Below are 15,502 nucleotides of genomic sequence, written 5' to 3' on the forward strand. Positions count from 1 at the left end.
TGTGGTGCCGAGCGTGTTACGAGGCGGTGGCGGGAGATTCGGCGGGCCGGATGTAGAGGCGCTGCCCGGTGGCGGCGGCCTGCTGGACGATCCGGTTGACGGAGTCGGCGTCCACCACGGTGCTGTCCACAGCGGTGCCGTCCACGTCGTCCAGGCGCATGATCTCGAAGCGCACAGGCTTCTCCCTTCGTCTGGGTGATCCTCCTGAAGGAGAACTACTGGTACGAGATAGGACAAAATTATTGCCCATGGGTGCGGCCGGGGGGTTTCCCGTCCGTTAAGTCTGGATTGCTTGACTAGCGTGCCCTGCCATCCGTACCTGTACAACGGATTGTCCCATGCAGTCATTCCCTACACTAAAGAAATTTTTCGAGTAACTAATTACTGACACGTGCCATGGGTGTCGCCCCGGCGCCGGCGACGGCTTGTGCCCCCCGCGCCCAGGCCCGGACAATGGGGTGCATATGAACGACGAAGCGATCGGACCCGAAGCGGCGGCGGAGACGGCGGCGCTCGATGCGCGGCTGGAGCGCACCAACGCGCTGCTCGAACGGATGCTCGCCGAGGTGGCGAAGACACCGTCGACCCACGCGATCTTCGTCGACGCCGGGTACCTCTACGCCGCCGCGGGCCGGCTCGTGGCCGGCACGGAGGACCGCCGTGCCTTCGACCTGGACGCCGAGGGCCTGATCGACGCGCTGATCGACAGGGCCCGTACGATCTTCGCGGACAGCCGGCTGCTGCGGGTCTACTGGTACGACGGAGCCCGCCGCCGGATCCACACCGCCGAGCAGCAGGGCATCGCCGAGCTGCCGGACGTCAAGGTCCGGCTCGGCAACCTCAACGCCAACAACCAGCAGAAGGGCGTCGACTCGCTGATCAGGTCCGATCTGGAGTCACTGGCGAGGCACCGCGCCATCAGCGACGCGGCGCTGCTCGGCGGCGACGAGGACCTGGTCTCCGCCGTCGAGGCCGCGCAGGGCTACGGCGCACGGGTGCACCTGTGGGGCATCGAGGCGCCGGAGGGACGCAACCAGGCGGAGCCGCTGCTGTGGGAGGTCGACAGCCAGCGCACCTTCGACCTCGACTTCTTCAAGCCGTACGTCACCCGGCGCGTGGTCGTGTCCGCGGACGGCACGGGGGCGCCCCGGCCGAGCCGCGAGGACGTCTGGTTCGTCGGTGCCCGGATCGCCGCGACCTGGCTGGGCTCGCGGGGCCATGAGACGCTGGCCGATCTGCTGCCCGGCCACCCGTACCTGCCCGGCTCCGTCGACCAGGACCTGCTGGTGGAGGCCGAGGGGCTGCTCCAGTACTCGCTGCGCGGCCAGTCGGAGCTGCGCCGCGCCCTGCGGGACGGGTTCTGGGAGCACCTGCACGCGCAGTTCTGAGGGTGCCCGCACTCCGAGGGCGCCCGCATTCCGGGAGCGCCTGACGGCGCAGAGCCCGAGGGTGCCTCAGCAGGCGTCCCAGAAGGCCACCAGGGCGGCCGCGGTCTCCTCGGGGCGGTCGGTGTTGGGGGAGTGCTCCGCGCCGCGGACGACGGTGCGGTGGGCGGCGAGGCGGTCGGCCATGCGGTCCAGGTCGGGCACCGGCCAGGTGTCGTCGCGTTCGCCGGAGAGCACGTGCTTGGGCAGTGCGACAGCGGCCAGTTCGCCCGTCCTGTCCGGCTCGCCGCAGAGCTGCCGCCCGGTGGCGACGAGCTGGGCGGGGCTGTTGCCGAGCCAGCGCCGCCGCAGCCCGGCCGCCGCCTGCGCGGAGCCGTCGACGTCGGTCTCCTCGGGTGGTTCCAGGCGCTGCATGGTGTCCCAGACCTCTGCCATGGTCTGGACGGCGAGGACGTCCCGCAGCAGCTTCACCCGGTGCTGCTGGGACGCCGAGATCGGGCCGGGGCCGCAGGCCACGAGGGTCAGGGAGCGGAAGGCCGAGGGGTCACGCAGGACGGCCGCGCGGGCCACCAGGCCGCCCAGTGAGTGCCCCAGCAGGTGCACGGGAGCACCGGCACCGATGGCCGCGGTCTGCGCCAGCACGTCCAGCGCAAGCTCCTCCTGCGCGTACGGAGCCTCGTCGTCCGCCGGGCCCGCGGACTCGTACTGGCCCCGGCCGTCCACGGCGACGCTGCGGTAGCCGGCCGCGGCGAGCGGTTCGTGCAGTGCGATGAAGTCCTCCTTGCTGCCGGTGTAACCGGGCAGCAGCAGGACGGTCCCCTTCTCCGCCGACCCCGCCGACCCCGCCGACCCCGCCGACCCCGAGCGCGCCGGGTGCGCGGGTGCGTCGATCACCGCGAAGTCACCGCGCTGGGTACGCAGCGGATATGCCCGGGCCCCGGGCGGGGGTACGAAGGTGGGGGGCCTGCTCATGGAGTGAGCCTAGCTCTGAGTGACCGCACCGCGCAGGGGGCGTTCGGGGCGCACGCGGCCTCCGCGGAGCGCGGCACCGCACGCCCGGCCACCGCGGACCGGCTGCCCTGGCTGGGGCCGTGGGGCGCGCCGGTTCGTGGGGGCGCGGGTACGTGGGGCGTGCGGGTGCGGGTGCGGGTGCGTGGAGCGGACCGGTCGGTGGGACGGGCCCGTCCGTGAGACGCGCCCGCCCATAGGCGCGGGCGCGTCCCGGTCGTCCACAGGCGTGCCGCGCGGTTCCCCGCGCCCCTGACGAGGCGGGGGAACCGGTCGGGACTCCGGGTCCTGCCGGCCGTTGCCGGTGGAGTCAGCCCTCCGTGGGCTCGGCGGCCCGGTCGGCGACCGCAACCCTGCTGCGGGTGCGGCGACGCCGCGGCTTGGCCTCCTCCGCCGGGGCGGCGTCCTGGACCGGGGCCGGTGCGGACTCGCCGGACGCGGCCTTGGCGGGCGCCGTCTCCGCGGGCACGGTCTCGGCGGGCGAGCCCGCGCGGGTGCGCCGGCGGCGCCGGGGCGTGCGGGGCTGGTCGTCGACGGGCGTCACCGGCGCGTCCGCGGCGGGTGCGTCCGCGGCGGGCCGAGCCCCGGCGTGCGTGGCGGCGTCCGTGGTGTCCCCGGCGTCCGTACCGTCCGTACCCGCGGTGCCCGCTTCGCCGTCGACTGGCGCCCCACCGCGGGTGCGCCGGCGCCGGCGAGGAGTGCGCGCCGGGCGCTCGCGTTCCTGGTCGCGCTCGCGGCTCTGGGTGCGGCCACGGCCGCGCGGCCCGCGTCCGCCGGTCTCGCCGAGGTCCTCGACCTCTTCCGCTTCAAGACCGGCGCGGGTGCGCTCGGAACGCGGGAGCACGCCCTTGGTGCCCTCGGGAATGCCCAGCTCCTCGTAGAGGTGCGGGGAGGTCGAGTACGTCTCGACGGGGTCGCCGAACGAGAGGTCGAGGGCCTTGTTGATCAGTTGCCAGCGCGGGATGTCGTCCCAGTCGACCAGCGTGATCGCGGTGCCGGACGCTCCCGCACGGCCGGTGCGGCCGATACGGTGCAGATAGGTCTTCTCGTCCTCGGGGGACTGGTAGTTGATCACATGGGTGACGCCCTCGACGTCGATGCCGCGAGCCGCGACGTCCGTGCAGACGAGGACGTCCACCTTGCCGTTGCGGAACGCGCGCAGCGCCTGCTCGCGGGCGCCCTGGCCGAGGTCGCCGTGCACCGCCCCGGCTGCGAAGCCACGGCGCTGGAGCTGCTCGGCGATGTCCGCCGCCGTGCGCTTGGTACGGCAGAAGATCATGGCGAGTCCGCGGCCCTCGGCCTGCAGGATGCGGGCCACCATCTCCGGCTTGTCCATCGAGTGCGCGCGGTAGATGTGCTGCTCGGTGCTGGCGACGGTCGCGCCCTGGTCGTCCGGGGCGGAGGCGCGGATGTGGGTGGGCTGGGACATGTAGCGGCGGGCGAGGCCGATCACCGCGCCGGGCATGGTCGCCGAGAAGAGCATGGTCTGGCGGCGCGCCGGCAGCATGTTCATGATCTTCTCGACGTCGGGCAGGAAGCCCAGGTCGAGCATCTCGTCGGCCTCGTCGAGCACCAGGCACTTGACGTGCCGCAGGCTGAGCTTCTTCTGGCCGGCCAGGTCGAGCAGCCGGCCCGGGGTGCCGACGACCACGTCGACGCCCTTCTTCAGCGCTTCCACCTGGGGCTCGTAGGCCCGGCCGCCGTAGATCGCGGTGACGCGGACGTTGCGGACCTTGCCGGCCGTCAGCAGGTCGTTGGTGACCTGGGTGCACAGTTCGCGCGTGGGCACCACGACGAGGGCCTGCGGGGTGTCGGTGAGCTGCTCGGGCCGGGCCCGACCCGCTTCCACGTCGACGGGGACGGTGACGCTCTCCAGCAGCGGGAGGCCGAAGCCCAGCGTCTTGCCGGTGCCGGTCTTGGCCTGGCCGATCACGTCGGAGCCGGAGAGAGCGACCGGAAGCGTCATCTCCTGGATCGGGAAGGGATGGACGATGCCGACGGCCTCCAGGGCCTCGGCGGTCTCGGGAAGGATCCCGAGCTCTCGGAACGTCGTGGGTTCGGTAGTCAGGGTGATGCCTCTTCTGTGAGATGCGGCGCGAGGCGAACGCTGGGGGTCGTGACCGTGCCGGTGACCGCCGGCCGCCTACGAGGCTGGCCGGGCGACGCGGGACCACTGCCGACGCTCTAGCACTCGTACCGCTGAGGGGCCCCTCCCCTGCGCTGCACCGCGTGGTGCACCGCCCGGAGGGCTGTCTGGTCGGAGCCGATCGGGCCACCGACCGGGCATCCTCGTTCTGTGTGCATCCCCATGCTGCGGATGCTTTTCGCCCGCGGAGTGCACCGCGGGCTCCATACACCATACCCCGTAATGCCGCATGCGCCATGGCCGAACAGCTCACGTCGCCGTCGTCACAGTGCTTGACCAGGCCCTTCCGTGCTGCGGCAGGCGGGCTATTGTGCGGTTTATGACGACGCCCGAGCACTCCGAGACCTCCGCCGAAGCGCCCGACTCCGCCGAAGCGCCCGATGTGGCGGACGCCCCCGAAGAACGCACCGCGGTCGCCGCGCAGGGCTGGGACAGGGCCTCCGCCGATCCGCAGTACCGCGCCGCGGTCGCGGACCTCCTCGGCGCGCTCGCCTACGGGGAGCTGGCGGCGTTCGAGCGGCTGGCCGAGGACGCGAAGCTGGCGCCGACCCTGGCCGACAAGGCGGCCCTCGCGAAGATGGCCTCGGCGGAGTTCCACCACTTCGAGCAGTTGCGGGACCGGCTGGCCGCGATCGGCGTGGAGCCCACGGAGGCGATGGAGCCGTTCGTCGCCGCGCTGGACGGCTTCCACCGCCAGACCGCGCCGTCGGACTGGCTGGAGGGCCTGGTCAAGGCGTACGTCGGCGACTCGATCGCCAGTGACTTCTACCGCGAGGTGGCGGCCCGCCTCGACACGGACACCCGGTCGCTGGTGCTCGCGGTGCTCGACGACACCGGGCACGCCAGCTTCGCCGTGGAGAAGGTGCGGGCGGCGATCGACGCGGAGCCGCGGGTCGGCGGACGGCTGGCGCTGTGGGCGCGGCGGCTGATGGGCGAGGCCCTGTCGCAGTCGCAGCGGGTGGTCGCGGACCGTGACGCGTTGTCGACCATGCTGGTCGGCGGGGTCGCGGACGGCTTCGACCTGGCGGAGGTGGGCCGGATGTTCTCCCGCATCACGGAGGCGCACACCAAGCGGATGGCCGCGCTGGGGCTGGCCGCGTAGCCTCCGGCGGCCGTCACGGGGCGGAACACCGGTCCCGTGCCGTACGTGCCGGCCGGCCGACACGTACGGCACGGGAGGCGACGCGGCAGCCGGGGCCGTCCGGTTCCGCGGGGCCGTGGGTCGCGCACCGAGACTCGGTGGTGCCCCTCTAGCTGCCGCGTGGGCCGTCGGTCATGCCGAGGGCGAGGGGCGCAGACGGCCGGTGCGCAGCAGGAGCGAGAGCAGGGCCGCGGAGACCGCGGCCGCGCCGATCAGGGTGACCATCGCATGGCCGGGTCCGAGCGCGGAGTGCGTCACGAAGGCTCCGAGGAGTCCGCCCGCCGTGCCGGTCGGCAGGACGAGGGTTCGGGACGGGAGGCGGCGCGTCAGACGGCGGACCGCCGCCCAGGCCAGGGCGAGGCCGAGAAGTCCGGAGCCGAGCGCTTCCAAGATCATCCGTCGTCCTTTCACCACGGTTGCGGCCAGGTGCAAATCGGTCTTAGCCGGTCTACCCCGGGGCCTCGGGCGGCAATCCTGCCTACGCGGAACGTGTGATGCCTCCGTGCAGGCCAACGGGCCTGCGCGCGGGGAGAGTTCGGGGCGTATGAACGCCGGGGCCGTCGTCCGGACGGCAGGGGCCGTTCCTCGGGTGACGGGGTGTTGGGCGGACGGTGAGCCGTTGCGCGGACGGCGACGTGGCGTTGCGGGTGCCGGGGTGCCGGGGTGCCGGGGTGCCGGGGTGCCGGGGTGCCGGGGCGCGGGCAGCGCGGTGCGGTGGTGTGTGGTGTGGCGGCGCGGTGGTGCGGTTCGGCGGGGCGGGACGGGTGCGGCGGGCCGCGTCCTGGGGGTCAACGCAAGCCGACGGCCCGGCGGTCAGGACCGCCGGGCCGTTCCGGTGTCTGTGTGGGCGCCCGCGGCAGCGCTGGAACCCGGTGTGTGCGCCGGGCGCGAAGGCGCCGCGTATGCGCTCCCTCACAACGCGCTGAAGCCCACCTTGCGCGTGGTCGGCTCGCCGATCTCCACGTAGGCGAGGCGGTCGGCCGGAACCAGGACCTTGCGGCCGTGTTCGTCCACGAGGCTCAGGAGCTGTGCCTTGCCGGACAGCGCCTCGGCCACCGCGCTCTCGACCTCCTCGGCGCTCTGGCCGCTCTCCAGCACGATCTCGCGGGGCGCGTACTGCACGCCGATCTTGACCTCCACGGCTTTGTCCCTCCGACGGTCAGTGATGTGCGCGGCCGTCCGCGCCGTACCCGCACACATTAGCCCGGTGAGGGGACCGGGGGCCCCTGGCCTGGCACGCCGGTAGCGAACAGAGCTCGGCGGCGGTTGCGGTTGGGACGGTGGGCCGTGGCACCCGTCCCCTGCCTCGCGGTCCGTCGCCGCGGTGGCCGCCGTCCCGGCGGTCGCGACCGTCCGGTCGTGCCGTCGCCTCGGCCGCCGGTGCCCAGCTTGGTGCGTCGCCCGGGGTGCCGCTGGCTGACCTGGTGCCGTCGGCTCGTGGGCCGCCGCTCAGTGGTGCTGTTCGCCGTGCAGCGGGAAGCCCGCGATGCCGCGCCAGGCCAGCGAGGTCAGGAGCTGTACGGCCTTGTCGCGCGGCATGCTGCTCTCGCTCGACAGCCAGTACCGCGCGACCACCTGGGAGACACCGCCCAGACCGACGGCGAGCAGCATGGACTCCTCCTTGGGCAGCCCGGTGTCCTCGGCGATCACCTCCGAGATCGCCTCCGCGCACTGCAGGCTGACCCGGTCCACGCGCTCGCGCACCGCGGGCTCGTTGGTCAGGTCGGACTCGAAGACCAGGCGGAAAGCGCCGCCCTCGTCCTCCACGTAGGCGAAGTAGGCGTCCATGGTGGCCGCCACGCGCTGCTTGTTGTCGGTCGTCGACCCCAGGGCGGCGCGCACCGATTCGAGCAGGGCTTCGCAGTGCTGGTCGAGCAGCGCCAGGTACAGGTCGAGCTTGCCGGGGAAGTGCTGGTAGAGCACCGGCTTGCTGACGCCCGCGCGCTCGGCGATGTCGTCCATGGCGGCCGCGTGGTACCCGTGCGCGACGAAGACCTCCTGCGCGGCGCCCAGCAGTTGGTTGCGCCGCGCGCGGCGAGGCAGGCGCGTGCCCCGCGGGCGAGCCGCCTCTGTCTGCTCGATGGCTGTCACGCCGCCTCCCGAAGTCGTCCAAGCGCCGTGTGCGCCACATTCCCATCGTACTTTTCGGTAACCGTGGTGTGCGCGGTGCGAGCGCAGAATTTCGTGGACCGGACAACAGCGAAAGCCGGATAGAGACCACCAAACACGGGCAGGTCAGACCACTCGTACGTGCTCCGGGACGTGGTGTGTGCAGGAAGTGTGAGTCGTCTGTGAGGTAGATCGCCCACGGTCCTGGTCCGTCGGCAGCGCGCCTTTCGGTCGCTCTCCGTGCCCGCGTGCCGCACCATCCGTCATATGCCCGCCACGCGGGACCCCGCTGCCCCGCGGCGCGGCCGCCCGCGGCCCGCCCTCCCGGGGGCCGGTGCGCGAGCACGGGGGCGGCCGGCTCAGCGGTAGTCGTCCTCGTCGAGGTCGACGATCCGGGCCTGCTCCGCCAGATCCGCCTCGTCGGCGTCGTTGGGAATCCTCTCGGGGGGCACGAACTCCTCGCTCGGCGTGAGATCCGCGAGCTGCTCCGCGGCGTCCGCCTCGGGGGCCTCCAGGGAGACCTCGCCGAGATCGCCGCCGTCCTGGGCCTCGCTGGTGTCGGTGTCGTCCTCGAAGATCTCAGGGTCGGTGCGATCGACCGTCATCTCTCCTCTTCCCCGGCGGCGAACATGCTCCCTCGCGGGTGCGTGCCGTGCTGCTGTCCTTGTCGGTTTCCGCTTGTTCCGCTTGTTCCGCTTGTTTCGCTTGTTCCGTTGGTCCTTCTGGTCCTTCTGGTTCTTCTCGTTCCGCTTGTCCGCTTGTCCGCCTGTCCTCGTGGCTGTTCCCGTGTGCGTGCGCGCCTGCCGGTACGCACCCGCGGTGCGCCCGTCACCCGCGTGCCATGCGCCCGCGTGCCGTGCGCGATCGTGGCGGGCACTGCCGTACGCGGGTGCCCGCGGACCCGCCGGTGATGCGTACGTCCGGTGGGGGAGTGGTCGACCGGCGTCCCGCGGCGTCCGCCTGCCGCTCGCTCCCGCCTCGTACGGGCCTGCCTCCGAGCCTAGGAGACGCACCCGGGCAACGTCATGCCGATCCGTGGCGCCGAACACGCGAACCAGGGCGTGATCCTCTCGTAACATTGCGGCATGTCTTCGACCGAGCTGCCCGCCGCGATCGCCTCCGCCGTTCCCGTCGTCGGGGCGGCGGCCGAGGGCGAGCAGATGCGCTCGGCCGGCCTGGCCGGGCTCACCCTCGCGGTGCGCTCCCGGCCGCCCGCCGTGCAGGGCCTGCCGCCCGCGCTGTACGTGCACGGCCTGGGCGGCTCCTCGCAGAACTGGTCCTCGCTGATGGCGCTGCTCGACGGCGTCGTGGACAGCGAGGCGCTCGACCTGCCCGGCTTCGGGGACTCGCCCCCGCCCGACGACGGAGACTTCTCCATCACCGGCCACGCCCGGGCCGTGATCCGCTACCTCGACGCCCAGGACCGCGGTCCCGTCCACCTCTTCGGCAACTCCATGGGCGGCGCGGTCACCACCCGGGTGGCCGCCCTGCGTCCCGACCTGGTGCGCACCCTGACCCTGGTCTCCCCCGCCCTCCCCGAGCTGCGGGTGCAGCGCGACGCGGTACCGACCGCCCTGCTCGCGGTCCCCGGCGTGACCCGCGCGTTCCGCCGGCTCAGCCGGGAGTGGACGCCCGAGCAGCGGGTCCGCGGTGTCATGGGGCTGTGCTACGGAGACCCCTCCCGGGTGACTCCCGAGGCGTTCAGGGCCGCGGTGCAGGAGCTTGAGCGCAGACTCGCCCTGCCCTACTTCTGGGACGCCATGACCCGCTCCGCGCGCGGCATCGTCGACGCGTACACCCTGGGTGGCCAGCACGGTCTGTGGCGCCAGGCCGAGCGCGTCCTCGCACCGACGCTGCTGGTCTACGGCGGAAGAGACCGCCTGGTGGCGTACCGTATGGCGGGCAAGGCGGCGCGGGCGTTCCGTGACTCACGGCTGCTGACGCTGCCCGACGCCGGGCATGTGGCGATGATGGAGTACCCGCACACGGTCGCGAGGGCCGTTCGTGAATTCCTCGCGGACACCGATGAGTCGGGTGGGATGGGGAGCTGAAGCGACGCGTGGGACGGCACAGCCGCCGAGGATCGGCAGACGATGGCGACACCGGCAGCATGCCCGTGGTCCCCGACACTCCCGGCCCCGGCCGGCGCAGGCGCCAGGTCAGGGCGACCGGCACCGGCCCCCAGGAAACCCCCCGGCGCGGCACCCCCCAAGTGCCCCCGGGAACCACCCCCTCGCGCGCAGTGCCCCCTGCCACCGGCCCCGTCACCCCGCCGCAGGGCGTGCCGCAGGTCAGGGGCGGGCATCCGGAGCACCGCGAGTCGGGCGGAGGCTGGGGCGCGGCCGGCGCGGCACCGCCGGAGCCGCCCGCCCGCCCGGGCCGACGGCACCCGACCACTCCGCCCCGGGGCACCGGCTCCCCCGGCCTCGCGGGTGCGCGGTCGCAGCCGTCCGGAGCCGGTGCCACGCCCTCCCCGGCAGGCGCCGGCGGCCCCCGGGTCCCGGGACCGCGGCTCACCGCGGCGAACCCTCCCGGGTCCCGGATACCGGGCCCCCGTCAGGAGTACATCGACGCGTTTGGCGATGATGACGCCCCTGACCATGGCAAGGATGACGGTGTGGATGCCGTCACACGCCGCCGGACACCTCACGGGGAAACCGCCGTCTCCGAAACCCTGGTCACCGACTGGGAGGGCGGCGCCGACGGTGGTGCCGCGTCCGCCCGGCCCGCGTCCGCCGCAGGGTCCGGATCCGGGTCCGGATCCGGCGCCGAGACCGCCCCGGCTGGCGAGGCCCACCCGGACGGCGGGGAGCCGGCCGGCAAGGCCAGGTCGGGCAAGGGGCGTACGTTCGCCGGTATCGCCGCCGCGGCGGTCACCACGGTCCTCGCCGTGGTCGTCGCGGGCCAGGTCACCGAGGGGCGGCACGACGGCTCGGCCAGCGCGCAGTCCGCCGACCGGCAGCCAAGGGGTGCCGACTCCGCCTCGCGCTCCAAGGAGCGGCACGGCTCGGGCCGACCCGCTCCCGCACCCGCCCCGCTGACCTACGACCAGAAGATGGGCCGCAAGTACCCGCTGGCGCCGGAGCTGAAGGGGTCGGGGAAGTTCGACGCCGTTCGCGGCTTCGAGAAGGCGCCCGGCGAGGGACAGCTCTACCGCTACCGGGTCGACGTCGAGAAGGGCCTCGGCCTGGACGGTGCGCTCTTCGCCCAGGCGGTCCAGAAGACCTTGAACGACAACCGCAGTTGGGCGCACGGCGGCGGCCGCACCTTCGAGCGGATCTCCTCGGGGAAGCCGGACTTCGTCATCACGCTGGCGAGCCCCGGCACCACCGCGGCCTGGTGCGCCAAGTCCGGGCTCGACACCACGGAGGACAACGTCTCCTGCGACTCGGCGGCCACCGACCGCGTGATGATCAACGCCTATCGGTGGGCCCAGGGAGCGAAGACGTACGGCAACGCCATCCATCCGTACCGCCAGATGCTGATCAATCACGAGGTCGGCCACCGGCTCGGCTTCAACCACGTGGTCTGCACGAAGAACGGCGCGCTGGCCCCGGTCATGCAGCAGCAGACGAAGTTCCTCACCTACGACGGGATCACCTGCAAGCCGAACGCCTGGCCGTTTCCCGGGAAGCCGACGGGCTGACGGCTCCGATCGGCCCGGCCCGGCCCGGTCAGGTCCGGTCAGGTCCGGTCCGGCTGAGTCCGACCCGGTTCGGTCCCGCCCGGTTCGGTCCGGCCCGTCCGGCTCCGGGCACCGTGGGGGATGCGGCGCAGGAGCCCGCCCGCGGCCGTGCCGGCCGTTTCCGGTCCGCCGTGCACGGCGGACCGGTCCTTTCTGCGGCGAAACGCCTGTCCCCGCCAGAAGTTACGCGCATTCACCCCTTCCGGTGGCGCGATGGACAACCGTCCATCGCGCCACCGGCTTGTCCGCATACCGTTCGTCGCGCCGTGAGCCGTAGAACCGATGGCGGCTCACCAGGAGGAAGATCGGGGGTGTATCCGTGCGTGTCGGACTGCTTACGGAAGGCGGCTATCCGTATGTGCGCGGTACGGCCAGGCTCTGGTGCGAGCGGCTGGTGCGCGGGCTGGGCCAGCACGAGTTCGACATCTACGCGCTCAGCAGGAGCGCCCGGCAGGAGCGCGGCGGCTGGGTCCGACTGGCCGGCAACGTCGGCCGGGTGCGCACCGCACCGCTGTGGTCCGCTCCGGACACCGCCCCGGCCCCGCACCACGGCCGCCGCGCGCGCCGGAGGTTCGCCGAGCACTACGCCGAACTGGTCAAGGCCGTCTGCACACCCGACCCCGCCGGTGAGCCGGCCGTCTGGGAGGACGGCCCGGGGGACAGGGCGCCCCGGGATGCTCACGCGTCCGAGGCGGACCGTTTCGCCAGCGCCCTCTACGCCCTGGCCGCCTTCGCACGGGACGAGGGCACCCCGGCCGGACTGCTCCGTTCCGATCTCGCCGTCCGCACCCTGGAGCGCGCCTGCCGTGCGCCCGGCGCACTGCGTGCGGCGCGCACGGCGCGCGTGGTCGACCTCCTCACTGTCGTCGCCGGGATCGAACGCCTCCTGCGGCCCCTGTCGCTCGACTGGTACGGCGAGCGCGACCTGGGCGGGGTCGACCTCTGCCATGCCGCCTCCGGCGGCGCGGCCGCCCTGCCCGGCCTGCTCGCCCGGCACTTCGCGGGCGTGCCCCTGCTGCTGACCGAGTACGGGGTGGCCCTGCGGGCCCAGTACCTCGCCGAACCCGCCGCCAGCGCCCCGGTGCGGGCCCTGCAAGCAGCCTTCCACGGCCGGCTCGCCGTGGAGGGCTACCGGCAGGCCGCCTGCGTCACCCCGGGCAACGCCCACACCCGGCGCTGGCAGGAGCGGTGCGGGGCACAGCGCGCCAAGCTGCGCACCGTGCACCCGGGCATCGACGCCTCGCGGTTCGCCGAGGTGGGCGAGCGCAACGACCCGGGCGAGCCCGGCACACTCCTGTGGATCGGCCGGATCGAGCCGGGCAAGGACCTGGTGTCGCTGCTGCACGCCTTCGCCGAGGTCCGCCGGGCCGAGCCGGGGGCCCGGCTGAGGATCGTCGGCGGGCCCGCGGAGGGGCCCGGAGCCGTGGAGTACACCGCCCACTGCAAGGCGCTCGCCGCCCAGCTCTTCCCCGACGAGGCCGAGGACCGGCACACCGTGGGCGAGAACCCGGTGTCCTTCGAGGAACCGGGCGGCCCAGGCGCGGCACACCTCGCCGAGGCCTACGCCGCCGGCAGTGTCGTCGTGCTCTCCAGCGTCGTGGAGGGCTTCCCGGCCGGTCTGGTGGAGGCGATGTTCTCCGGGCGCGCCACCGTCTCCACGGACGTCGGCGCGGTCGTCGAGGTCATCGGTGGCACCGGTCTGGTGGTGCCGCCGCGCAACCCCCGGGCGCTGGCCGAGGCGTGCGTCTCGCTGCTGCGCAATCCCTCCCGGCGTGCGCTGCTGGGCGCCGCGGCGCGTGCGCGGGCGCTCGAACTCTTCAGCGTCGAGCAGAACATCCTCGCCTTCCACGGCATCTACCTCGACATCGCCGCCCAGTGCCCGGCACCGGGGCGCCGCACCGCCGCGGGCCCGGTGCGCCCGCGGCCCTTCGCCGTCCCCGCAAAGGCCCACCTCCCGGCGCACTGGCCGACGGCGTCGGCGCCCCGGAGGCCAAGCTGGGCGCGCGGGCCCGGTGGAGTGGACGGGTCCGGTGGAGCGGACGGGCCTGGTGGAGTAGGTGGCGCAGCGCAACCGCGGGCAGTGTGCCGGGCCGCGGAGCCCGGGGAAGCCTGCCGGGCGGCGGAGCCCCGGGGAGGGGAGCCCGGGGGTGCCGCCGCCCCGACCGAGGACGCTCAGCCGCCCGCTTCCGCGACCGTCCCCGCCGCGCCGTCGCGGCCCAGGGCGGCCACCACCGCGGGCTTCGGAATCGCCGTCGGTGCGGCGGCCGTGGCCGGTGTGTGCACCGGGGCCGGAGTGGCGGGGGCATGCGCAGGGGGCGTGGTCGGAGCCGGTACCGCCCCCGCCGGGGCCTGCGCCGGGTCAGGTCCCGGGGCCGCCGGTGCGCGCGCCGAGGCCGCCGGAGAACGTCCCGGCGTCGACCGCGCCGGGGCCGCGCAGGTCCAGGCGGCGCGGATCGGTGCCTTACGCGCCGATGCGCCGGAGGACGTGGCACGGACCGAGGCGGCACGGACCGAGGCGGCAGGTGCCGGGGCGGCACGCGCCGAAGCCGGGTGTGCCGGGGCGGGGCGGGCCGAGGCGGGGCGCGGTCCGACGAACGCGGCGGCCCAGGCCGGTTCCTGCGGCGCCCCGCGGGCCGAAGGCGCACAGGTACGGGAGGCCGCGCGATGAACTCGGAATCGCCTGCCCCGGCGCGCACCCCGGGGCCCGTTCCCCAACTCGCGCCGGCGCCCGCGCCGGTGCGGGCCGCGCGGTCCCGCCACGGTGCCGCCGACCCCGTGAAGGCGCTGCTCCACCGGCACCACGACCTGTGTGCGCGCGCCGTGGACCCGCTGGAGGTCGCGGCCGGGCTCGAAGCGGCCGGAATCACCGACCGGATGGCCGCGCGGTTCCGGCACCGTGACGTCTTCTCCCTCGCGGAGGAGATGTACGCGCGCGTGGCACGCCACACCGACACGGAGACGACGCACACCGCCTCCTCCGCGACCGGCACGCGTACCGGTCGCCTCCGGCCGGCCTGGGCGCCCCCGGCCCGGCTGCGCACCGCCGGTGCGTACACCGCCTGGCTCACCGCCGCGCTGCTGCCCGCCACCGCCCTGGCCCTCACCCTCGTCGCACTGCGCCCGACCGGCGGCGCCACCCGGATCGGCGTGGCCGCGACCGGGATCCTCGGCACGGCCCTCGCGCTCCGCACGGCCCTGCGCCACGGGCCCCTGCGCAGCCGGTACCGCACCCGGCCCACCACGCGCGCGTGGACCTGCCTCCTGCTCTGCTACGCGCTGCTCGGCGACGGCCTGCTGCGGGCCGCCGTGGAGGCCGGCCCCGACGCCCTGCCCCAGGCACTCGGGACGCTGCCCGACACGCTCGCCGCCCTGGCACACGGCACACCGGCCCCGCGGTCCTGGCATGCCCTCCCCGACGCCCACCCGCCGGCCACCGCCGCCGTCCTCGCCCTGGCCCTCGCCGTCCTCCCGGCCGCCTGCTGCGCCCGGCTCTTCGCCGCAGGGGCCCGCCGCCGGGTGGGCCGCAGCCGGGACCTGGCCGATTTCACCGCCCGGGCCAGGCCCCTGCTGTACGGGGTCCTCGCGCTCTACCTGTGCGCCCTGGGCCTGCTGCTCACCCTGACCGCGGCGGCGCTCCACCAGGACGCCGCCTACGCAGGCGCCGGGGCCCTGGGCGCCCTGCTCATGCTGGCCCGGCTGCTCACGGTGCACGGTTCCACCCGGGCCCCGGCCCTGCTGCTCGGCGCGGCCTGCGGCGCCGAAGCCCTCGCCCTGGCCGCCGCCCTCGCCACCCGCCTGCCCGGCTGCGCGCCCCTGACCGGCCCGGTCGTGCGGGCGGTCGCCGCCGCGGGCCCCGGCGCGGTGCCCGCGCTCGCGTGCGGAGTGCCGGCCCTCGTGCTCCTGGTACACGCCGCACGCACCCTCACGCGGGCCTGCGTCCACTCCCCGGCGGATCCGGCGTGACCCGACACCGCACTTCCCCGCACGATCACCGCACCACCCCTGAAGGAGAACAGCAGATGACCACC

The 15,502-nt window shown here is 74.3% G+C and carries 12 protein-coding genes and 1 pseudogene; 6 read left to right on the plus strand and 7 right to left on the minus strand.

From position 1 onward, the window contains the following. Positions 1-16 precede the first annotated feature (16 nt). Positions 17-175, minus strand: coding sequence for a DUF8834 family protein (locus IE313_RS19025; protein WP_189933753.1), 159 nt, complete (start codon positions 173-175; stop codon positions 17-19). 289 nt (positions 176-464) lie between these two features. Between IE313_RS19025 and IE313_RS19030 the strand changes: the two genes are divergently transcribed. After that, positions 465-1,388: an NYN domain-containing protein gene (locus tag IE313_RS19030; protein ID WP_189933755.1), complete on the plus strand. Its 924-nt coding sequence runs from the start codon at positions 465-467 to the stop codon at positions 1,386-1,388. Between the two features lie 66 nt (positions 1,389-1,454). Here the strand turns inward: IE313_RS19030 and IE313_RS19035 are convergent, their stop codons facing one another. Beyond that, positions 1,455-2,357, minus strand: a complete 903-nt coding sequence (locus IE313_RS19035) for an alpha/beta fold hydrolase (protein ID WP_189933757.1) — start codon at positions 2,355-2,357, stop codon at positions 1,455-1,457. A 346-nt stretch (positions 2,358-2,703) separates the two neighbouring features. Continuing rightward, on the minus strand, positions 2,704-4,359 hold the full coding sequence (locus IE313_RS19040) for a DEAD/DEAH box helicase (protein ID WP_229924763.1): 1,656 nt from the start codon (positions 4,357-4,359) through the stop codon (positions 2,704-2,706). Positions 4,360-4,849: 490 nt separating this feature from the next. Between IE313_RS19040 and IE313_RS19045 the strand changes: the two genes are divergently transcribed. Further along, positions 4,850-5,641, plus strand: coding sequence for a ferritin-like fold-containing protein (locus IE313_RS19045; RefSeq protein ID WP_189933759.1), 792 nt, complete (start codon positions 4,850-4,852; stop codon positions 5,639-5,641). A gap of 171 nt (positions 5,642-5,812) precedes the next feature. On the opposite strand, the gene IE313_RS19050 is transcribed toward IE313_RS19045, so the two are convergent. The 4 genes from IE313_RS19050 to IE313_RS19065 form a co-directional block, all read right to left on the minus strand. Next, positions 5,813-6,076: a hypothetical protein gene (locus IE313_RS19050; protein ID WP_189933761.1), complete on the minus strand. Its 264-nt coding sequence runs from the start codon at positions 6,074-6,076 to the stop codon at positions 5,813-5,815. Between the two features lie 516 nt (positions 6,077-6,592). Then, on the minus strand, positions 6,593-6,820 hold the full coding sequence (locus IE313_RS19055) for a DUF3107 domain-containing protein (RefSeq protein WP_189933763.1): 228 nt from the start codon (positions 6,818-6,820) through the stop codon (positions 6,593-6,595). Between the two features lie 309 nt (positions 6,821-7,129). Continuing rightward, entirely contained in the window at positions 7,130-7,771 is a 642-nt protein-coding gene (locus IE313_RS19060; RefSeq protein WP_189933765.1) for a TetR/AcrR family transcriptional regulator, read from the minus strand. A gap of 377 nt (positions 7,772-8,148) precedes the next feature. Continuing rightward, a complete protein-coding gene (locus IE313_RS19065) occupies positions 8,149-8,394 on the minus strand; it encodes an Rv3202a family protein (RefSeq protein ID WP_189933767.1) in 246 nt (81 codons plus the stop codon). Positions 8,395-8,874: 480 nt separating this feature from the next. On the opposite strand from IE313_RS19065, the gene IE313_RS19070 reads away from it, so the two are divergent. The 4 genes and pseudogenes from IE313_RS19070 to IE313_RS19085 all read left to right on the plus strand — a co-directional run bounded on the left by IE313_RS19070 (position 8,875) and on the right by IE313_RS19085 (position 15,437). After that, the gene (locus tag IE313_RS19070) at positions 8,875-9,840 is read left to right on the plus strand and encodes an alpha/beta fold hydrolase (RefSeq protein ID WP_189933769.1); all 966 of its coding nucleotides are present in this window, start codon (positions 8,875-8,877) and stop codon (positions 9,838-9,840) included. A 59-nt stretch (positions 9,841-9,899) separates the two neighbouring features. After that, positions 9,900-11,435, plus strand: coding sequence for a DUF3152 domain-containing protein (locus tag IE313_RS19075; RefSeq protein WP_189933771.1), 1,536 nt, complete (start codon positions 9,900-9,902; stop codon positions 11,433-11,435). A 358-nt stretch (positions 11,436-11,793) separates the two neighbouring features. Beyond that, positions 11,794-13,530, plus strand: a pseudogene (locus tag IE313_RS19080) (DUF3492 domain-containing protein); the annotation flags it as partial. A 608-nt stretch (positions 13,531-14,138) separates the two neighbouring features. Then, complete coding sequence (locus tag IE313_RS19085; RefSeq protein WP_229924765.1) at positions 14,139-15,437, plus strand: hypothetical protein; 1,299 nt, start codon at positions 14,139-14,141, stop codon at positions 15,435-15,437. Positions 15,438-15,502 lie beyond the last annotated feature (65 nt).

This window comes from Streptomyces sulfonofaciens (assembly GCF_014656295.1).
Classification (GTDB): Bacteria; Actinomycetota; Actinomycetes; order Streptomycetales; family Streptomycetaceae; genus Streptomyces; species Streptomyces sulfonofaciens.